We start from the raw sequence: 19,872 nt of genomic DNA on the forward strand, positions 1-19,872 counted from the left end.
AAAAGGGACGGGAGAACGAAGGTTCAGATCGCGGTGGCGGCCAGGCCGCCATCCACCGGCAGGTTGACGCCGTTGATCCAGCGCGCGGCATCGGAGGCGAGGAACACGATCGCCTCGGCGACCTCGTCGGCATAGGCCGGGCGCTTCATCTTGCCCGCATCAGCCTGGACCCGCTCCGGCCCGAGCATCGCCACGAAATCGCCCAGGATCGGCGTGAACACCGGGCCGGGCGCGACGCTGTTGACGCGCACGTCGTGGCCGGCGAACCAGTCCTGCGAACGCAGCGCGCTCCACACGATCAGCGCTTCCTTGAAGTACTGGTAGCAGGTGGCCTGCGCCACCGGATGCGCCTGCAGCCAGCGCTCGCCGGCGGCGTAGTCGGGGGTCTGCGCCAATGCGCGATGCAGGTCCAGCCGCTGCGGCCATTCCGCGCCGAGGATCGAGGCGACGTTGACGATGCTGCCGCCGGCGGCGATGCGCGGCAGCAGCGCCTGGCTGAGATGGCGCAGGCCCAGGTAGTTCACCTTTGCCACCAGCTCCACCGGTGCGGTGCCTGGCACGCCGGCGATGTTGGCCAGCGCGTCGATACGCTCGGGCAAGTGCGCCACCAGCGCATCGATCGCGGCCGGATTGCCGAGGTCGGCCTGGTGGAAACCGTCCAGTGTCATGTTGACCGGATTGCGGTCCACGCCGATCACGCGTGCGCCGTGGAAGCGTGCCAGCCGCGCCACTTCGCCGCCGATGCCCGAGGCCACGCCGGTCACTACGAGGGTCTTGTTGTGCAGGTTCATGAGAGCGAAATCCGGTTCAGAACACGTGGACGTACTGGAAGTTGACGTTGTTGCCGGAGGCGGCGTTCTTCACCTCCACCGGCAGGTACAGATTGGCGTTGAGCATGTTGTGCGCATCGATCCGCCACGACGCGCCGGGGCCGAGATAGAACTGGCTCTGCCTGGTGTCGGCCACGCGCTCGCCATTGGTGCGGTTGTCGCGCAGCTGCTTGAGGTAGTAGCCGTTCACGCCCAACCGGAACGCGGGCGTCAGCGCGTAGGAACTGGCGAAGTTGACCCAGAACGCATCGCCGGCCTGGCCGTTGCGGAACGTGAAACCATCCAGTTGCGGTGGGTTGGCGGCCTTGTCGGCGCGGAAGTTGTAGACGTAGTTCAGGCGCGCGCTGAGTTCCCACTGCGGCGTGGGCAACACGGTGAACGCCCAGCTCGGGATCAGCGACCAATAGCCCGAGCTCTGGTTGAGATCGCGGTCGCGATCGAATTTCCCGACCGGCGCGATTGCGTCGAACTCGAAGCGCTGGACGAACACCGGCCGCCCGTCGCGGATCGTCGGCAGCATCTGCAGATACGGACCGAAGGTGATGTCGCCGAGGCCGAAGCCGTTGTCGCGCAGCCGTGCCGGGCTGTCGGCCGCGAACGCGGCGTCGAGATTGACCAGCGGCACCAGCGCGTTGAGGCCGAACACACCGCCGAACAGCTTGTACCGCGTCGCGTAGGCGAACTGGGTCAGCAGCAGCGTCGAGCCGATGTCGGTGCCGCGGAACGCCGGCACGTCGTCGCCGTGCGCGTCCTCGATCGCATCCAGGTGCGTATAGCGTGCGTACTGCACGATCGCCCAGCCTGGTTCGGTGCGGGTGAAGCCATCCAGGAAACTGGTGCCGCCGGTGTTCAGCCCGTTGGTCAGCTGCACGGTCTGCGGCACGCTCTGCGCCCAGGCCGGGGTAGCGGCAAGCGAGAGCAGGAGGGCGAAGGCGAGGTGCCGCGGACGCGGCATTGCGGGGACAGCGACGGGCATGCGACTCACGGCGAGGGTTCTCCTGGACAGGATGGAACGGCCGAGCGCGGGGGGGAGACGAACGCCGCACGCGCTGCATGCGCCGGCCGGGGAATCCGGCGGCGTGGAGCGGGATGCGGCGGAGCGGCGCGCAGGCGCCGCGAGGATCAGGTCGTCGGTGCGATCCTGCCGAGCAGGTCGAGCGCACGCAGCAGCGAGCGCCCTGCGGACGCGCCCAGCGCGTCCAGCAGTTGCGCTTCCATCCGCTGCACCGCCGCCTCGGCCTCGTCCAGCAATGCCTTGCCGGTCGCGGTCAGATGCAGATGCTGCATGCGCCGGTCCTGGCGTCCGCGCACCTGGCGCAGCAGCCGGCGCTTGATCAGCCGCGCGATCACGATCGCCAGGTTGGGCGGGGAGACATCCAGCACTTCGGCGAGCTGGCGCTGGTTGGCGCCGCTGTTCGCATCCACCAGCACCAGCACCGAGAAGTCGACCGGCTTCAGGTCGTAGTCGCGCACGCACTCCAGGAACATCCGCCGGATCTGCAATTCGGTCCGGGTCAGCCGGAAGCCGAGCAGCCGGGTCAGCCGGGCCTGGTCGATCGATTCGGCCGGTGCGCTGCTGTCGGGAAGTTGCGTGTTGCTCAAGGGCGGTGCGCCGTGCAGGGGAAGCGGTGCGCACAGCATAGCGCAGGCATTCGCCGGGCTCGGCCGGCGCCGGCGTGCCGCGGCATGGCGCAGCGGCACCGTGCGCGGCCCGCGCTGCGGGCGCCGGCACGGCCGGCAAAAACGACGCACTGCCTCGCTGCTGCATACGACGCATCCTCCCGGATCCGACCACACGCCATGGATATCGCGGCTTCGCAACGGCGCCGAGCGCCCTGTTCCGATCCGCCCCGCGCCGGCACCCGGATCGGGGACCGCACGCTTCTGTTACTTTCAATAATAGTTATTGATCATAAGTATTATCGCAAGCTGCATTGCAGCATTCGGTGGCCGCGCCCTCGTGCCTTCTCGCTGCGCGCCGGCGCCCGGCTCAGCGCGCGCTGCGTTGCAGCAGCGCGCAGACAATGGCCGCCAGCAACAGCGGCGCCGCGCAGACCACGTACAGCGTCGACGGCGACCAACCGCGATCGACCAGCAGGCCCACCGTCAGCGGCGACAGGATCGCGCCGAGCCGGCCGATGCCGATCGCCCAACCCAGCCCGGTGCTGCGCACCTGCGGCGCGAACACCGCCGGCGCGGTGGCGTACAGGCCGGCCATCGCCGCGAACAGCGCCGCGCCGATCACGAACGCCACCGGGAAAGCGATACCGAGCCGGGTGTTGAAGCCGGCGAACAGCACCATGCCCAATCCGGCCAGCAACAGGCTGACGCTGGTCAGGCGCGACAGCGGCAGGCGCGACGCCAACCAGCCGAACAGGCTGCCGCCGACGATGCCGCCCAGGTTCAGCAGCACCCCGCCGGTGATGCCCTGCTGCGCCGAAACGCCAGCGGCCACCAGCAATTTCGGCGTCCAGCTCAGCACGAAATAGAACGCGAACATGTGCAGGAAGAACGCCAGCGCGATCAGCAGCGCCGGCCGCCGCAGCGGGCCGACGAACAGCGCCGCGTAGCCCTGCTTGTCGCCGCTGGCGCGCACCGCCACCGGCGGCAGTGCGGCCAGCGGCGCCATCCGCATCCGCGCCAGCAGCGCATTGAGCCGGGCCAGCGCGCCGGGCGGGCGCCGCGTCACCAGGAAGTCCAGCGATTCGGGCAGCCAGCGCAGCACCAGCGGCACGCACAGCAGCGAGGCGGCCGCGCCGAGCAGGAACACCGCATGCCAGCTCCAGCGCTCGAGCACGAATGCGGCGATCAGCCCGCCCAGGGTGGCGCCGATCGGATAGCCGGTCGCCTGCAGCGCCACCGCGGTGCTGCGCCACTTGGCGTCGGCGTACTCGGCGGTGATCACGCCGACGCTGGCCAGCATGCCGCCGATGCCGACGCCGGTGAACACGCGCAGCAGCCCGAGCTGCCACGGACCCTGCGCCAGCACCGACAGGCCCATGCCGGCGGTCAGGATGCCCAGGCACCACAGGATCACCGCGCGCCGGCCGATGCGGTCGGCCAGCGGCGCCAGGAACAGCGACCCCACCGCCATCCCGACCAGGCCGGCGCTGAGCAGCAGCCCCAGCGCCTTACCCGACAGCTGCCAGTCGCCGGAGATGTGCGGCGCGGTGAATGCCATCACCATCACGTCGAAGCCGTCGAGCATGTTGAGCAGCACGCAGATCGCGATGGCGATCCACTGGAAGCCGCTCATGCGTTCGAGCACGACGGAGGAAGGCGCGGCGGCGGCATGGCTCATGGCGGGATTCCTGGGTGGCGGCGCCGGCTCAGCGCGCGGCGCTGGCGGCCTGGTGGATCGTGTCGAGCACTTCGCGCAGGCGGCCGACCTCGACCTGCCCCGGCGCGGACGCCTTGCCGAGCATGCCGAAGGTCAGCGCCTGGCCGAAGGTCTCGCCGGACAGGCGCGAGACCACGCCGGTGCCGCCCATCGCCATGGTCAGCAGCGGACGGTCGCTGCTGCGGCGCAGCTGCCAGGTCGCGTCGAGCAGCTTGAGCACGTCGCCGGCGTCGTGCGGCATCACCGCGATCTTCAGCACGTCCGCGCCCAGCGCCTGCTGGCGCTGCAGGCGCGCGACGATCTCGGCGGTGTCGGGCGTGCGCTGGAAGTCGTGGCTGGACATGACCACGGACACGCCGGCCGCGTGCGCCTGCGCGACCAGCGCCTGCACCACCGCCGCATCGCGGAACATCTCCACGTCCAGCAGGTCGGCGAAGCGCGCCTGCAGCAGCGTCGCATAGAGCTTGCCGTAGTCGGCGTCGGCGATCGGCCTGGCGCCGCCCTCGGCCTTGGTGCGGAAGGTCAGCAGCAGCGGCTTGCCGTGCAGGGCCCTGGCCACCTGCGGTCCCAGCCGCGCCAGCGCCTTGCCGTCGAGCGCGTTGTCCAGGTAATCGATGCGCCACTCGGCGATATCGGTATCGGCGTTGGCGGCGATGCGCGCGGCCTGCGCCAGCGCCTCCTTGGCCGTGGTGGCGGTGATCGGCACGATGGTCTTGGGCGCGCCCTCGCCGATGCGCACACCGCGCACGTCCAGCACCTTGGTTGCCGGCAACGGCGTTGCCGCCGCAGCGGACTGCGCCGACACCGGCAGTGCGGCCAGCAGCAGCACGCCGGCCAGGGCGGCAACGAAAACGCGCGACAGCGACATGGTCATCGGAACACCCCGTGGAAACGACGGAGCGCGCAGCGCGGCGCGCCGGGAAGCGCCGGCACGCATCAGAACGTGACCTTGGCCTGCAGGCCGACCACCCAGGCGTTGTCGGTCTGGCGGTAGGAGAAGGTGCCGGGATTGACCACGTACTGCACATCCGGGCGCAGCATCAGCCACGGCGTGATCTGGGCGCTGTAGGACAGCTCGTACAGTTCCTCCGCCCCGCTCAACGCGTACAGCGGCGAATCCGCCGGCACCCCGGCGTCCACCAGCGACGCGCGGCGCGCATCCACCAGCGTGCGGTTGATGTCGCCGCCGACATAGCCCAGCGCGATGCGGTCCTGGCTGCGCGCGCCGATGCCCTGGTAGATGCCGCCCAGCGCGTACCAGCGGCGGATCTGCGCGGTGGCGCGGTCGGACTGCATGTATTCGCCGAACACGCTGAAGCCGCGCGCCGGATCGGCCGCCTCGCTGTACAGCTTCTGCTCGGCCAGCAGGTAGGCGCCATGGCGGCCGGTGGTGTCGCTGCTGTCCAGGCCCTTGCGCGCCACGCGCGAGGAATCGTAATAGCCGCCGAGCTTGTACACGCCGGCATGGCGCGTGCCCTTGCCCGGGGTCCAGGTCAGCTCGACCGGAAACAGCGTGCCGGTGGTGCCGCCGACGAACGGGCGGAACGCGTTGTGCACATTGTCGCCGGCCAGGTTCGGATTGACCTGGAAGCCGCCCACGCGCAGGTTCAGCGCCGGGCTCATTTGCTGCGCCACTTCGCCGCCCCAGCGCGCGACCGGATAGTTGTACCAGCCGCTGTTGCCGGACATCGCCAGCGGATGCGCGCAGAACGCGGCATTGACGAAACTGGTGCCGGCGCCGAGCAGGCCGAACTGGTTGCCCATCGCGTAGTAGCCGAGCTTGAAGTAGGTGCCGCTGGCGAACGTCTGGTCGTAGCTGAATTCGGACAGGCGCGTGTACTGGCCGCCATAGGCCTCCTGCACCGGGAAGCGGTTGCCGATCAGGTCCACCGACGTGCTGCGGCCGCGGCGGTCGTTGAGGGTGAAGCGGAAGGTGCCGCCCTCCCAGCCGGCCAGCTTGCCCATGTCCAGGTCCAGCCCCAGCCGCACCTGCTGCGCATAGCGCGCGCCGGTGCGGCCGTAGCCGCCGTCGGTCACGCCCAGCGCTTCGCCGACGTAGTCGCCGCGGACGCTGACCCCGTTCGCGGCCCAGGCGCTGCGCGTGCCGCCCCAATCGCCGGTGAGGGTGTTGCCGGCGTAGGCGTTGGCTGCGGACTGCGCGGCGGCCGCGGCGGGCAGCGCCAGCAGCACGGCGACGAGCAGCAGGCGGGATGGAGGCGGCGATGCGGACATGCGGACACTCTTGCTGGGCGGAAGCAGGGTCATGGCGCTCAACGCGGCAACGCCAGCGGCGCGCTCAGCGGCGAGGTCGCGCCGTCGGCGCTGGTGACGGTGGCGGTGAGATTGGCCAGGTCGGCGCTGTCCGGCGGCAGGCGATAGCGGAAGCGTGCATGGCCGTCGCCATCCACCACCGCGTCGAGCCGGCCGAGGTAGCGTTCGGCCTCGTCGCTGCCGGCGTCGCGGTTGCCGAACAGCTCCACCGTGTAGCGGCTGCGCGGGGTGCCGGCGAACTCGCCCTGCAGTTCGCGTTGGCCGTTGCCGCTCACCGCCAGCAGCCGCGGCGGCGCCTGGCCATGGTTGGGCGCCGGCTGGCAGTCCGCGCTCTCGCCCGCGGCGCAGATCCTGGCGCGCTTGGACGCGTCGGTGTCCACGCCGATCCCGCGCGAGCCGACGAAGCTGGCGTGTTCCAGGCCGGGCACGCCGAACACGATCGCGCCGCGCGGCTGCCCCGGCACGCAGGCGCCGCCGGCCTGGCAGCGCTCGATCTTCAGGCCGTTGCCGGACAGCAGGTTGGCGGTGAAGCGGTTGGCCTCGCTGCGCGGCTGCGGGCGGACCGCGATGCCGATGCCGTTGCCGCTGAGGGTGTTGCCGTCGACGACGTTGCCGCGGCCGCTGATGCTGACCCCGATCGAGTTGCCGATGAAGGTATTGGCGGCGATGGTGTTGCGGTTGCCCCAGTTGATCTGCAGCCCGTCGGAGTAGTTCTCGAAGCGGTTGCGCAGCACGCTGTTGTCGTTGCCCCACAGGATCTCGATGCCCTGCGACGGCTCCGGGTTGGCGTCGGTGGAGCGGAACAGGTTGTCGGCCACCAGGTTCCATGCGGCGCCGCGGGTCAGCTCCAGCCCGTCGCCGTTGTCGAGGAACTCGTTGCGCACGATGCGGTTGTGCACGGTGCTGGTGGCGGTGGACTGGCCGCTGCCGTCGTCGCCGGTCAGCATCACCCCGGCGCCGCCCTTGTTGGCGACGATGCGGTTGTCGTGGAGTTCGTTGCCGCTGGCGCGGTTGATCAGCACGCCGATGCAGAAGTTGCGGATCTCCAGGCCGCTCAGTTCCACGCCCTGGGTGTCGCGCAGCACCAGCCCGGGCAGCGTGGTGGTGCGCACGTTGGCGCCGAACTGGCCCTTCTCCGCGCCGGGGCACGCCTCGGTGCCCTTGCCGCGCACATAGGCCGAACCGTCGATGGCGATGTACTGCCCGTCCACGTCGCGCGCGGTGCCGACGATCTGCACCGGCCCCCTGATCTCCGGCAGCGGCGACGCCGGCCGGATCACGTACGGCGGCCGGCCCACCGCGGCGATCTCGATGCGATGGCGGCCCGGCGCCAGGTTGGCGGTGGCGATCGCCCAGCGCAGCGAGCCCGGCGCGGTGTCGTCGGCATAGCGGTCCACGGTGAGCACGCTCAGTGCCGCAGGCAGCGGCTCGGCCTGGTAGGCGGACACGCACGGCGGCACCACCGCTGCGGCCAGCAGCGCACACCCGGACAAGCTACGACGCATGGGACACATCTCCGCACAAGGACGTTGATCGGCGCCGCCACGCGGCGCGCACTCCCGGCGGTCATCCCCTGCACCCGACCTCGGCACGCAAGTGCCGTCCTCGCCGCGTCAGGGATGGAACGCTGGAACAGGAGGCAACGCTAGTTTTATCGCACTGCACCATTCAAGTGCGAATATCGATGTAATGTGCGTTTATCGAACAAAGCCCGGATTTGCTTCGATGGTCGGCCGCTGGCGCCTGGCGTCCGGGCGCTGCTCCGCCATGCCTTGTTCCGGCCAGAGCGGGCCTGCGTCGCGGCAGGCGCGGCGTGGCCAGGCGCTATCATCGACGACCGCGCCGCAGCCCGGCGCATGTCCCCCGCCGCTTCCGCCGGAGAATGCCGTGAACCCGATCCGCCCGTTTCTGGACAAGACGCCGCAGCTCGGCGCACGCGTCTACGTGGACCCGGCCTGCACCCTCATCGGCGACGTGGTGCTGGACGAGGACGTGTCGGTCTGGCCGGGCACGGTGATCCGCGGCGACGTCAACCACGTGCGCATCGGCGCGCGCAGCAACATCCAGGACGGCACCATCATCCACGTCAGCCACCACAGCCCGTTCAACACCGCCGGCTATCCGACCCTGATCGGGACCGACGTGACCGTGGGCCACGGCTGCATCATCCACGCCTGCACCATCGAGGACCTGTGCCTGATCGGCATGGGTGCGTGCATCCTCGACGGCGCCACGGTGAAGAAATACGGCTTCGTCGGCGCCGGCGCGGTGGTCGGGCCGGGCAAGGCGGTCGGCGAGCGCGAACTGTGGCTGGGCAATCCGGCGCGGCTGGCGCGCACGCTCAGCGACAAGGAGGTCGAGAGCCTGCACTACTCCGCGCAGCACTACGTGCGCCTGAAAGACCGTTATCTGGACGCGGCCGCGCAGGCGCCGCAGTAAGCGCAGACGTCGCGCGTGGCGCCGTAGCTACTCTGCCGCCAACGCCAGCAAGGCGCGGCCGATCGGGCGCGGCGCCTCGCTGCGCAACACCACGCTGGTGGTCACCGCGCCGAACCGCGCCAACGCATCGATGATCGGCTCCAGCTGCGCCGGCGCGGGCACCAGCACCCGCAGCACGAAGCAGTCCTCGCCGGTGACCCGATGCACTTCCAGCACCTGCGGCATCTGCGCGAACTGCTCCAGGCACGCGCCGATCTGCGCATGCGTGGTGCGCAGGCGGACGATGGCCGCGGTCGCCAGGCCCACCACCCGCGGATCGACCCGGGCCGCGTAACCGGTGATCACGCCCTGCTCCTCGAGCCGGCGCACGCGCTCGGACATCGCCGGCTGCGACAGGCCGATGCGCCGGCCCAGTTCCGCCAACGCGATGCGCCCGTCGCACTGCAACGCCTCCAGAATCGCGTGATCCAGGGCATCCCCCTGCCAGGGTTTCGCTGCCACGCCGCTCGTCCTCTCTTCGTGCACCTTGGATTCATCGGCAAAACGCCGCGTACGGCGATGAATCGCCATGGCGCGGCGACGCACGCATCGCGACACTAGCCGCTCTCTCGAACGGAGCGTAGCGCATGCAAGCGGTGGTGATCGTGCCGGGCATCGGCGACTCAGGGCCGGAGCACTGGCAAACGCATTGGCAACGGCGCAACGCGCACATGCGGCGGCTGCAGCCCAGTTCATTCGCGCAACCGCAGCTGCGCGACTGGCTGCACGCGCTCGACCGTTGCGTGCAGGACTGCGCCACGCCGCCGCTGCTGGTCGCGCACAGCCTGGGCTGCCTGCTGGTCGCGCACTGGGCGGCGCGCGCGCAACGGTTGCCGCGCGGCGCCTTGCTGGTCGCAGTCCCCGATCCGGACAGCGCGGCGTTTCCGCATGCGCAGGCCGCCAGCTTCGTCCCGGTGCCGACGGCGCCGCTGCCGTTCCGCAGCCTGATCGTGGCCAGCAGCGACGATCCGTATGCGACACCGCCCTACAGCCGCCGCCGCGCACGCGACTGGGGCAGCGGACTGGTCGAACTCGACGGCCTGGGACATCTCAATGCGGCCAGCGGCCTGGGCGAGTGGCCCGCCGGCGCGCAGCTGCTGGCCGCCTTCGACGCCGGCATCGGCCACGCGCCCGCAGCGCGCGCCTGATCGGCGCGGACGACTGGCGCGGCGTGGCGCTTTGCGCGACACTGCGCGCCTCTGGCGTGGGGACGCCACCGAATGGATTCGCGATGACCAAGACACTTCCGCTGCGCGGCCTGCTGGCCGCTTTCCTGCTTGCGCTGGGCGCCAGCGCCGGATCGGCCATGGCCGAGGAAGCGCACGGCGAGGACGGCATGACCGCCGAGCAGTTCGTCGCCTCGCTGCATTTCCAGGATGGGCACATCGAGGTGCCGCAGGCCAAGGTGCATTTCGACCTGAACCACGATTTCCGCTACCTGGGCAAGGACGATGCGCGGCAGGTGCTGGAAACTTACTGGGGCAACCCGCCGGACGACACCGTGCTGGGCCTGATCGTGCCGCGCCAGCCTGCGCTGGACGAGAAGGGAAGCTGGGCGGTGGTAGTCGCCTATGCCGACGACGGCTACGTGTCCGACGAGGACGCCAGCAAGATCGACTACCAAGACATGCTCGCGGACATGCAGAAGGAAACCCGCGAGGAGAACACGCAGCGCAAGGAAGCCGGCTACGAGAGCGTGGACCTGGTGGGCTGGGCGGTGCCGCCGCGCTACGACGCCGCGACCAAGAAGCTGTACTGGGCCCGCGAACTGGCGTTCCAGGGCAACGAAGGCCACACCCTCAACTACGACATCCGCGTGCTCGGCCGCCACGGCTACCTGAGCCTCAACGCGATCGCCGGCATGGACGAACTGCCGCAGGTCCGTGCAGGCATGCAGCAACTGCTGCCGATGGCCGAGTTCGACAGCGGCGCGCGTTACGCCGACCACAACCCGTCCACCGACAAGATCGCCAGCTACGGGCTGGCCACGCTGATCGGCGGCGGCCTGGCGGCCAAGGCCGGCCTGTTCGCCAAGCTCGGCCTGATCCTGGCCAAGGCGTGGAAGCTGGTGGCGCTGGGGCTGATGGCGCTGGTCGGCGGGATCGGCAAGCTGTTCTCCGGGCGCAAGCGCGACGGCGGCACGGTGCGTTGAGCGGCCTGCGCGGCACGCTTGCCGCGTTGTCGTCGTCATCGCGTGAGGACTTTCCGGCGCCGACCACGGCGCCCGGCTGGGCAATTGGCGCCGCGCCGGCTAAAGTCGCGGTTCGGAGCAGGACGCAGTCGAGATCACGCATGCCGCCACAGGCAGCCGGCCGGACGGAAGGACGGCCTCCCTACATCGCAGGCACGCATGCGCGCCACGCCGCACTCCGGCAGTGAGCGGCATGCTCGATACCTACCGTGAAGTGATCACGCCCGAAGGCGTGCCGTTGCATCTGCCGGCCGCCGGCGCGGTGCCGCGCGCGCTGGCGTGGCTGATCGACCTGGCGGTGCGTTTCGGCGTGCTGACCCTGATGGGCCTGCTGCTCGGTGCGCTCGGCGGCTTCGGCCAGGGCCTGTACCTGGTGGCGATGTTCCTGGTGTTCTGGGCCTATCCGATCGTGCTCGAAGGCTGGTTCGGGCAGACCCTGGGCAAGAAGGCGCTGGGCCTGCGCGTGGTCTCGCGCGACGGCGCGCCGGCCGGATGGATGGCGGCGATCACCCGCAACCTGCTGCGCACCGTGGACATGCTGCCGTTCGGCTACGCCATCGGCCTGATCGCCTGCCTGTTCGATGTGCATGCGCGGCGCCTGGGCGACATGGTCGCCGGCACCCTGGTGATCCACCAGCCGCCGCGCCACGAGACCGGACTGCCGCCGATCGCCAGCGCCGCGCCGCCGCCACTGGTGTTGCTGCCGGCCGAGCAGGCGGCGTTGATCGCCTTCGCCGAGCGCGCGCCGCGGCTGGCGCCGGCGCGGCAGCTGGAACTGGCCACGCTGGCGCTGCCGTTGACGCACACGCCCGGCCAGGCCGGCGTGCTGCGGCTGTATGCGATGGCCAACTGGCTGCTGGGGCGACGATGAGGCAGGAGCAGTTCATCGCCCGCCACCAGCACGAGTGGGAGGCCTTCGAGACCTGGCTGCACACGCGCGGACGCAAGCGCCCCGCGAACGCGGACGCGAGCGCGCCCGACAGCGCCGCGGACGCATGGCGCCTGGCCGACGAAGACATGCCGGCCCGCTACCGGCGCCTCTGCCAGCAGCTGGCGCTGGCACGCAAGCGCGGCTACAGCCCGCTGGTCACCGCGCGCCTGCAGCAGCTGATGCAGCAGGGCCACACCGAGCTGTACCGGCCGCCGCGGCCGCGCTGGCGGCGCGCGGCCGAGTTCCTGTTCGCCGATTTCCCGCAGCTGGTGCGCAGCCAGGCCGGCTGCATGGCCGCGGCCACCGCGCTGTTCGTGGTGCCGCTGGTCACCATCTTCGTGCTGCTGCAGTACCGGCCGGAACTGATCCACGGCTTGATGGATCCCATGCAGATCGCGCAGATGGAGGCGATGTACGACCCGGCCACCGCCGTGCACAAGCTCGGCCGCGACAGCGGCGACGACTGGCAGATGTTCGGCACCTACATCATGAACAACATCAGCATCGGCCTGCGCACCTTCGCCAGCGGCCTGCTGGCCGGGCTCGGCACGGTGCTGGTGCTGCTGTTCAACGGCGTCACCATCGGCGCGGTGGCCGGGCATCTGCACCAGATCGGGTATGGCGTGACGTTCTGGCGCTTCGTCGCCGGGCATGCGCCGTTCGAGCTGACCGCGATCGTGATCGCCGGCGGCGCCGGCCTGCAGCTGGGCCTGAAGCTGCTGGCGCCGGGCCGGCGCCGGCGCATCGACGCGTTGGTCGAAGGCGGCACCATCGGCGCCAAGCTGTGCCTGGGCGTGGCGTTCATGCTGCTGGTCGCCGCCTTCATCGAGGCGTTCTGGTCCTCGATCGGCTCGCTGCCGGCGGCGGTGAAGTACGGCGTGTCCGGCCTGCTGTGGACGCTGGTGCTGCTGTGGCTGTGGCGCGGCGGACGCGGCGTGGCGGAGGCCGGCGATGCGGATTGAACGCCTGGACGTGGTGCTGCGCGCGCGCTCGGCCTGGGAGGCGATGGAGCTGGGCAGCGCGCTGGTGCGCCGCCATGCCGGCGCGATCTGGAAACCGTGGCTGCTGTTCACCCTGCCGCTGTTCGCGCTGCTCAATCTCGGTGCCTGGGCGATCGACCAACTCTGGCTCGCCGGATTGCTGCTGTGGTGGCTGAAACCGGTACTGGACCGGATCCCGCTGTTCGTGATCTCGCGCGGCGTGTTCGGCGACGTGCCGCGCGTGCGCGACACCTTGCGCGCGCAACTGCGTTGGGGCTGGGGCCCGATGTTCGGCTACCTGACCTGGCGCCGGCTGAGCCCGGCGCGCACCGTGTTCATGCCGCTGGAGCTGCTCGAAGGCGCCAGCGCCGAGCAGCAGCGGCAGCGCCGCCGCACGCTGGGCGGCGCGGTGTACGGACACGCGCTGCTGCTGGCCAGCGTGTGCTGGCATTTCGAGCTGATGCTGTGCCTGGCCTGCATTGCCGCGATCCTGATGTTCGTGCCGGTGGACCTGCTGCCGGAAACGGTGCGCGCGGCGTGGGCGCTGGTCGGCGAGGAGAACCCGGCCTGGGCCGACATCGGCCTGAATGCCTTCGGCTGGCTGGGGATGACGCTGATCGAACCGTTCTTCGTCGGCGCCGGCTTCGGCCTGTACCTCAACCGCCGCACCGAGATCGAAGCCTGGGACGTGGAAATGGCGCTGCGCCGGCTGCGCGATCGGCTGGGCGGCGCCGCGCCGCTGCTGCTGGCGCTGGTCCTGCTCGGCGCACCCGGCGCCGCGCTGCGCGCGCAAAGCGCAGCGCCGGGCAGCGAAGGCCCGGTCGCGACCGACTCGCACGCGCTGCCCCCCGCTCCAGCGACCGCCCCGTCGCAAGCCGACGCCGATGCCGATGCCGATGCCGCAAGCGATCCGTACGACATCAAAGATCCGGAGAAGGACAACGACACCGACGACGACGACGACGCGGCCGAGCCGGCCGCGCTCGACGACATCTTCAACACCGTTCCCGCCGCCGACGCGCGCTTCGATCGCGCGGCAGACCGCACCTATGAAGATCCACTGCTGTCGGGCAAGCGCAGCATCGGCTACTGGAAGAAGCGCGACCGCAGCGACGACGACGAGAAGAAAGCCGATCCCGCCAAGCTCGATCCGCGCTTCGGCAAGGGCTTGCTGGCGAGCGTGGCGGCCGTGTTCGCGTTCGTCGGCGAATGGGGCATGTGGTTGCTGGCCGGCATGCTGGTGCTGGTGCTGCTGCTGACCGCCAAGCACTGGCTGCCGTGGATGCGCGGCAGCGTGCGCAGGCGTGCCCCGGTCGAGACGCCGGTGGCGCATGCGCCGGTGCTGACCGCCGAGCCGCTGCCGGACGACGTCGCCACCCTCGCGCGCCGCCTGTGGCGCGAGGGCAGGCAGCGCGACGCGCTGGCGCTGCTGTACCGCGCCAGCGTGGCGACCGTGTGCGAACGCGCCAACCTGGTGCTGCCGCCGGGCGCCACCGAGGCGCAATGCCTGCGCGCCTCCAGGCGCCTGCCGGACGAAGCCGACCGCAGCCTGTTCGCGCGCATGGTGCGCACCTGGCAATACGCCGCCTACGCCGGGCGCCTGCCCGACGACGACGCCTTCGCCGGCTTGCTCGACGACCTGCAGCAACAGTACCGGTGGCGCGCATGAACAGCGGCACCCGCAATGCGCTGATCTTCCTGCTCGGGCTGCTGGTGACCAGCGTGCTGGCGGCCTGGTTCCTGGGCCGCTACGAACGCGCCGAACGCGAGCTGGCGTTGCCGCCGCGCGGCGAGGCCGCGTACAACCCGCTGTATGCGTTGCGCCAGACCCTGCGCGCCGACGGCGCGCGCGCCGAATCGCGGCAGCGCCTGGACCTGGCGGCGATGCGCCTGCAGCCGCACGACAGCGTGCTGCTGTTCGGCGACCCGCGCGCGCTGAGCAAGCCCGACAGCGATGCGCTGCTGGCCTGGGTCGAGCGCGGCGGCCACCTGATCCTGCGCACGCCGGCGGCCGACGAGGACGACGACACGGCCAAGTTGCCGATCTTCGACGCGCTCGATGTCGCGCTGGAGAAGGGCAAGCCGCACCATTGCCTGAAACTGGCCATTCCCGGGCAGCCCGAACACAGCGAGTTCTGCAACGGCCGGCGTTTCCAGGTCGACTATGACGCGGCGAGCAACCTGTGGGGCAGCGACGAGGACTACGCCTACGCGCGCCTGCCGTACGGCGACGGCTACGTGGACCTGCTGGCGGAAATGGATTTCCTGCAGAACGGCAGCAACGGCGGCAGCCGCCTGGGCGACGACGCGCTCGAGGCGCCGCCCGCCCCGCCCAACGGCGGCCTGCGCGACGTGCCGCATCGCCTGCTGGCGCGGCAGATCCTGGCGCCCAACTACGGCCACGGCACCATCTACCTGATCTACTCCGCCGAACTGCCGTCGCTGTGGCGCACGCTGTTCACCCGCGGCTGGCCGGCCTGGCTGCCGGCGCTGCTGATGCTGCTGGCCTGGCTGTGGTCGCGCATGCAGCGCTTCGGCCCGCTGCGCGCCTCGCCGGCCGGCGACCGCCGCTCGCTGCTGGAGCACGTGCGCGCCAGCGGCGAGCACCTGTTCCGTTACGGCAAGTCCGCGCTGCTGTACGCCGCGATGCGCCAGGCATTCCTGACCCGGCTGCGACGCCGCGCGCCGCTCGCCGCGGCGCTGCAGGGTCCCGCCCAGGCCGCGGCCATCGCCGAACGCCTGAACCTGTCGCCGGCGCAGGTCGAACAGGCGCTGCAGGCGCCAGCGCCCAAGCAACACGCCGCCTTCCGCGATCGCATTCGCCTCCTCGTCCAGATGAGAAACCAGTTATGACCACCGCCCCCGCCGAATCCGTCGCCCCCCTCACCGGCCCCGCCCTGATCGAACGCGTCGAGGCGATCCGCGACGCGGTCGGCCAGGCCTTCATCGGCCAGCCGGAGGTGCTCGAGCAGATCCTGATCGCGCTGCTGGCCGGCGGCCACGTGCTGATCGAAGGCGTGCCCGGACTGGGCAAGACCCTGCTGGTGCGCGCGCTGGCGCAGGCGCTGGAACTGAACTACGCGCGCGTGCAGTTCACCCCCGACCTGATGCCCAGCGACGTCAGCGGCCATGCCGTGTACGACCCCAAGACCGAGAGCTTCAAGATCCGCCGCGGCCCGGTGTTCACCCACCTGCTGCTGGCCGACGAGATCAACCGCGCCCCGGCCAAGACCCAGTCGGCGCTGCTGGAAGTGATGCAGGAAGGCCAGGTCACCATCGAGGGAAAATCGTTTCCGCTGGCGCCGCCGTTCCTGGCCCTGGCCACGCAGAACCCGGTCGAGCAGGAAGGCACCTATCCGCTGCCGGAAGCGCAGCTGGACCGCTTCCTGCTGAAGATCCTGATCGACTATCCGCAGCTCGAAGACGAGAAGCGCATGGTGGAAGCGGTCACCACCGGGCGCAGCGCCGGCGACTTCGACCTGACGCAGGTGCCGCGCGTGCTCAGCGCCGAAGACGTAGTGGCGATGCAGTTGGGCACCGCCGCGATCGTGGTGGACCCGCAGGTGATCGACTACGCGGTGCGCATCGTCGCCGCCACCCGCAGCTGGCCGGGCATCGCGCTCGGCGCCGGCCCGCGCGGCAGCATCGCGCTGATCCGCGCCGCGCGCGCGCAGGCGGTGCTGTCCGGGCGCGACTTCGTCACCCCCGACGACATCCGCGACATCGCCAAGCCGGCGCTGCGTCACCGCATCGCGCTGGCCCCGGAACTGCAGATCGAAGGCCAGAGCGCCGACGACGCGCTGGGCGCGCTGCTGGCGAAGGTGGAGGCGCCGCGCAAATGAGCCGGGATTCGGGAGTGGGGATTGGGGATTCGCAAAAGCCCGCATCCGCGGCGATGCCGGCATTCCCCGCTCGCATCCGGACGGCGACCGGTGCGGCCTTGAGCGCGCGCGCCGCGCTGTTGCGAATCCCCAATCCCCAATTCCGAATCCCGGCCCTCAACCCATGAGACCCGCCCCGCCACTGCTAGCCCTGCTCGGCCTATGGGCGCTGTGCGGCCTGGCCTCGGCGCTGCAGGTCGTCGCGCTGTGGCCGTGGCAGGCGCTGGGCGCGGCGATCGGCGTGGTCGCGGCGGTCGATGCGTGGCGGCTGTGGCGCAGCCCTACCCCGCAGGTGCGCCGCGAATTGCCCGAGGCCTTGCCGCTGGGCGTGGAGCGCGAGGCCGGGCTGCGCCTCGACAGCGCGCAGCGGCAGACGCTGGATGTGTTCGATCTGGTGCCCAGCGGCTGGTGGATGCAGGGCCTGCCGCGGCGGGTGACCCTGCACGCGGCCAGCGAGACCCATCTCACCTACCGGCTGCGTCCGACCGCGCGCGGCCGCTTCGAATTTCCCGGCACCCATCTGCGCCTGCATTCGGCCTGGCGCCTGTGGCGGCAGCGGCGCGTGGCCGGCGCGGCGCAGACGGTGCGCGTGTATCCGAACTTCGCGCCGCTGACCCGCTTCGCCCTGTTCAGCGCCGAACAGGCGTCGCGGCTGGTCGGCGCGCACCTGAAACGGCGCCGCGGCGAAGGCACCGACTTCCACCAGATGCGCGAGTACCGCGTCGGCGACAGCCTGCGCCAGATCGACTGGAAGGCCACCTCGCGCGCGCGCAAGCTGATCTCGCGCGAGTACCAGGACGAGAAGAACCAGCAGCTGCTGATGCTGATCGACACCGGCCGGCGGATGATGGCCAGCGAGAGCGGCCTGGCGCATTTCGACAACGTGCTCAATGCCGCGCTGGTGGTGTCGTACCTGGCGCTGCGCCAGGGCGATGCGGTGGGGCTGATGGCCAGCGGCGGCGACGCGCGCTGGGTCGCGCCGCAGCGCGGCATGGGCACGGTCGATGCGCTGCTGCGCGCCAGCTACGACCTGCAGCCGCAGGCGGTGGCCACCGATTACCTGGCCGCGGCGACCGAACTGTCGCTGCGCCAGCGCCGCCGTTCGCTGGTGATGCTGATCAGCAACGTGCGCGACGAAGACATCGAAGACCTGCTCGCCGCGGTGCGGCTGCTGCAGCGCCGGCACCTGGTGTGCGTGGCCAGCCTGCGCGAGCACGCGCTGGACCAGGCGCTGCGCCAGGACGTGCACGACCTGCAGCAGGCGGTGCAGGCCGGCGCGGTGGCGCGCTACCTGCAACAACGCGGCGACGCCCACGACGCGCTGCGCAGCCACGGCGTGATGGTGCTCGACGTCACCGGCGAGGAGCTGCCGGGCGCGCTGGTGGAACGCTATCTCGCGGTCAAGCGCGACGGGTTGCTGTAGCGCGGCGGCCGCCGCAATCGTATCGCCAAGCGTTGCAGCGCAACCGCGCCTGCTGCGCTCACTCGCACCGCTGCAGGAGCTTCTCCAAGTCCGCTGGCGAAACGGCCGAAGACAGCTTGTTCTTGATCAGGTCGTAGCAAGCCATCGTGGATATGCCACTTGCCAGCCTCTGCGCAGCGACGCCGGTCGAAAACATCTTGCCCAAACCGATCGACGCCTTGCCCGTACTCTCCGTCGCGCTCGACCCGTCGAAACTGCCGAAAACGGAGTAGGAGTCGCCGAGGTTGCTTTGCGCGACCTTCGAATTCGCCGATTTGAGCTTGAGCGCTTCCAACTGCACCTGGTTCTGCCGAGTGGCATATTCCGAGCGCGCGACACTGGCCGCGTCCCGCGCCGCTTTTTCGGCCCTCTCGTAGTTGTTCAGAAAAGCGAGCTGCTCTTCGTCCAGCTTGTACTTGGCTGCGTTCTTCTCGGCGGCGTCCTTCTTCCTTGCGCTCTCGTCGGATATGCCCAGGTCGGTTTGGCCCGCCTGCGCACTCAGGTCGCCGAGCGATTTCAGCTCCGCCGCGTATTGCTCGTATTGCTTCTTCTGGTCGCTCAACGTCGCATGGCGGTCGCGCAGTTGCCCGAGCTGCAGTTCGGCGACGTCCAGGAGTTCCTTCGCGCGGGCTTCGCCTTCGAGCGCCTTGGTATAGCTCAGGTAGGCCTTGCCGGCCTCCTCGATCCTGGCTTCCTCGCTCAATCCCTCCGGCCCGGCCTGCCCCACCCTTGCGCTGCCGGTGATCAGCTGCATTTGGTACTGCGGGCCGGTGCAGGGCTGAACACTGGCGCCGCTGGCATATGGTTCGCGGCAAGCACGGGCGACCGCGACCGGAACGTAGGCGGCATCCACCTGCTTGTAGCCCAGGTTCACCGAAAGCCCTGGATTTTCGGTCGACGCGCTGGAGATATCCACGCCGAACGACGTCTTCGACGCATACACCAGCGGCGCCTGCTCCAGATGCGCGCAGCCAGCCAGCAGCAGGCCGCACAGCGCCACACACAGACTCGGACATGCTTTCATCGCGACACTCCTTGTTGGTCGATGCAGATCTGCGAAACATCGGTACCGCCGGCATGCAGGATGTCGACCAGGCGCCGCGCCTCCTGCTCGGTAGTGGAAAGCAGCACGACACGACATTCGTCCATATCCGCAGGCGCATAGACGCCCACCTCCGAGTACCAGCCCGCACTGAACGCATGCGCGGTCTGCGACACGCCCAGGCCCTGGGATCTGATCGCCACCGGCGCCATGCCCAATGTCTTGATGCGCGCTCCGAACATGCCGCTGACGACCACCTGGTCGGCGCCGGAGGAGACCGTCACCATCGCGCAGCCCACGCAAGACAGCGCCATTGCGGCAGCGATGAGATTGCGCAATTCCCGAAGGCGGTATGGCAGCACGCTCGACTCCCCAGTCAGCGCTTCACCCCGTCAGATCATCGATATCCGTGGCGGGGGTGTCAACGCTGTACGGTCGATACGCAGGAAGCACCGCGTAACGGCCA

At 70.2% G+C, this 19,872-nt stretch carries 19 protein-coding genes; 9 read left to right on the top strand and 10 right to left on the bottom strand.

Annotation, left to right across the window (positions count from 1 at the left end; translation table 11 throughout):
- Window positions 1-23 precede the first annotated feature (23 nt).
- The 7 genes from HDC36_RS21755 to HDC36_RS21785 form a co-directional block, all read right to left on the bottom strand.
- Window positions 24-791, bottom strand: coding sequence for a coniferyl-alcohol dehydrogenase (locus HDC36_RS21755; RefSeq protein ID WP_179570956.1), 768 nt, complete (start codon window positions 789-791; stop codon window positions 24-26).
- 16 nt (window positions 792-807) lie between these two features.
- Complete coding sequence (locus tag HDC36_RS21760) at window positions 808-1,785, bottom strand: transporter (RefSeq protein WP_255432894.1); 978 nt, start codon at window positions 1,783-1,785, stop codon at window positions 808-810.
- Between the two features lie 167 nt (window positions 1,786-1,952).
- Window positions 1,953-2,432: a MarR family transcriptional regulator gene (locus HDC36_RS21765; RefSeq protein ID WP_225209978.1), complete on the bottom strand. Its 480-nt coding sequence runs from the start codon at window positions 2,430-2,432 to the stop codon at window positions 1,953-1,955.
- A gap of 388 nt (window positions 2,433-2,820) precedes the next feature.
- The gene (locus HDC36_RS21770) at window positions 2,821-4,131 is read right to left on the bottom strand and encodes an MFS transporter (RefSeq protein ID WP_179570958.1); all 1,311 of its coding nucleotides are present in this window, start codon (window positions 4,129-4,131) and stop codon (window positions 2,821-2,823) included.
- A 28-nt stretch (window positions 4,132-4,159) separates the two neighbouring features.
- A complete protein-coding gene (gene aroD, locus HDC36_RS21775; protein ID WP_255432861.1) occupies window positions 4,160-5,044 on the bottom strand; it encodes a type I 3-dehydroquinate dehydratase in 885 nt (294 codons plus the stop codon).
- A 62-nt stretch (window positions 5,045-5,106) separates the two neighbouring features.
- Window positions 5,107-6,402 (bottom strand): carbohydrate porin, encoded by a 1,296-nt coding sequence (locus tag HDC36_RS21780; protein WP_179570959.1) that lies wholly within the window; start codon window positions 6,400-6,402, stop codon window positions 5,107-5,109.
- 38 nt (window positions 6,403-6,440) lie between these two features.
- On the bottom strand, window positions 6,441-7,946 hold the full coding sequence (locus tag HDC36_RS21785) for a NosD domain-containing protein (RefSeq protein ID WP_179570960.1): 1,506 nt from the start codon (window positions 7,944-7,946) through the stop codon (window positions 6,441-6,443).
- Window positions 7,947-8,328: 382 nt separating this feature from the next.
- Between HDC36_RS21785 and HDC36_RS21790 the strand changes: the two genes are divergently transcribed.
- A complete protein-coding gene (locus tag HDC36_RS21790; RefSeq protein ID WP_179570961.1) occupies window positions 8,329-8,880 on the top strand; it encodes a gamma carbonic anhydrase family protein in 552 nt (183 codons plus the stop codon).
- Window positions 8,881-8,907: 27 nt separating this feature from the next.
- On the opposite strand, the gene HDC36_RS21795 is transcribed toward HDC36_RS21790, so the two are convergent.
- On the bottom strand, window positions 8,908-9,381 hold the full coding sequence (locus tag HDC36_RS21795) for an Lrp/AsnC family transcriptional regulator (protein WP_179570962.1): 474 nt from the start codon (window positions 9,379-9,381) through the stop codon (window positions 8,908-8,910).
- A 125-nt stretch (window positions 9,382-9,506) separates the two neighbouring features.
- Here HDC36_RS21795 and HDC36_RS21800 point away from each other — a divergent pair, with 125 nt between their 5' ends.
- From HDC36_RS21800 to HDC36_RS21835, 8 genes are all read left to right on the top strand, one after another.
- Window positions 9,507-10,067 (top strand): alpha/beta hydrolase, encoded by a 561-nt coding sequence (locus HDC36_RS21800; RefSeq protein WP_179570963.1) that lies wholly within the window; start codon window positions 9,507-9,509, stop codon window positions 10,065-10,067.
- 83 nt (window positions 10,068-10,150) lie between these two features.
- Window positions 10,151-11,071 (top strand): DUF2167 domain-containing protein, encoded by a 921-nt coding sequence (locus HDC36_RS21805; RefSeq protein ID WP_179570964.1) that lies wholly within the window; start codon window positions 10,151-10,153, stop codon window positions 11,069-11,071.
- Between the two features lie 232 nt (window positions 11,072-11,303).
- Window positions 11,304-11,981: an RDD family protein gene (locus HDC36_RS21810; RefSeq protein WP_179570965.1), complete on the top strand. Its 678-nt coding sequence runs from the start codon at window positions 11,304-11,306 to the stop codon at window positions 11,979-11,981.
- Window positions 11,978-13,003, top strand: coding sequence for a stage II sporulation protein M (locus HDC36_RS21815; RefSeq protein WP_179570966.1), 1,026 nt, complete (start codon window positions 11,978-11,980; stop codon window positions 13,001-13,003). Before HDC36_RS21810 ends, HDC36_RS21815 begins: the two co-directional genes overlap by 4 nt.
- Window positions 12,993-14,690 (top strand): DUF4129 domain-containing protein, encoded by a 1,698-nt coding sequence (locus HDC36_RS21820; protein ID WP_179570967.1) that lies wholly within the window; start codon window positions 12,993-12,995, stop codon window positions 14,688-14,690. The genes HDC36_RS21815 and HDC36_RS21820 overlap by 11 nt, the downstream gene beginning before the upstream one ends.
- Window positions 14,687-15,874 carry a DUF4350 domain-containing protein gene (locus HDC36_RS21825; RefSeq protein ID WP_179570968.1) on the top strand — a complete coding sequence of 396 codons (1,188 nt, stop codon included), beginning with the start codon at window positions 14,687-14,689 and terminating at the stop codon, window positions 15,872-15,874. Before HDC36_RS21820 ends, HDC36_RS21825 begins: the two co-directional genes overlap by 4 nt.
- Window positions 15,871-16,863 carry a MoxR family ATPase gene (locus HDC36_RS21830; RefSeq protein WP_179570969.1) on the top strand — a complete coding sequence of 331 codons (993 nt, stop codon included), beginning with the start codon at window positions 15,871-15,873 and terminating at the stop codon, window positions 16,861-16,863. Before HDC36_RS21825 ends, HDC36_RS21830 begins: the two co-directional genes overlap by 4 nt.
- A 163-nt stretch (window positions 16,864-17,026) precedes the next feature.
- Window positions 17,027-18,325, top strand: coding sequence for a DUF58 domain-containing protein (locus HDC36_RS21835; RefSeq protein ID WP_179570970.1), 1,299 nt, complete (start codon window positions 17,027-17,029; stop codon window positions 18,323-18,325).
- A 58-nt stretch (window positions 18,326-18,383) separates the two neighbouring features.
- Here the strand turns inward: HDC36_RS21835 and HDC36_RS21840 are convergent, their stop codons facing one another.
- Both HDC36_RS21840 and HDC36_RS21845 read right to left on the bottom strand, forming a co-directional pair.
- Window positions 18,384-19,388 carry a hypothetical protein gene (locus tag HDC36_RS21840; protein ID WP_255432862.1) on the bottom strand — a complete coding sequence of 335 codons (1,005 nt, stop codon included), beginning with the start codon at window positions 19,386-19,388 and terminating at the stop codon, window positions 18,384-18,386.
- Window positions 19,385-19,768 carry a hypothetical protein gene (locus HDC36_RS21845; protein ID WP_343204368.1) on the bottom strand — a complete coding sequence of 128 codons (384 nt, stop codon included), beginning with the start codon at window positions 19,766-19,768 and terminating at the stop codon, window positions 19,385-19,387. The genes HDC36_RS21840 and HDC36_RS21845 overlap by 4 nt, the downstream gene beginning before the upstream one ends.
- Window positions 19,769-19,872 lie beyond the last annotated feature (104 nt).

Source organism: Xanthomonas sp. JAI131 (genome assembly GCF_013410075.1).
GTDB classification, from domain to species: Bacteria; Pseudomonadota; Gammaproteobacteria; order Xanthomonadales; family Xanthomonadaceae; genus Xanthomonas_A; species Xanthomonas_A bonasiae.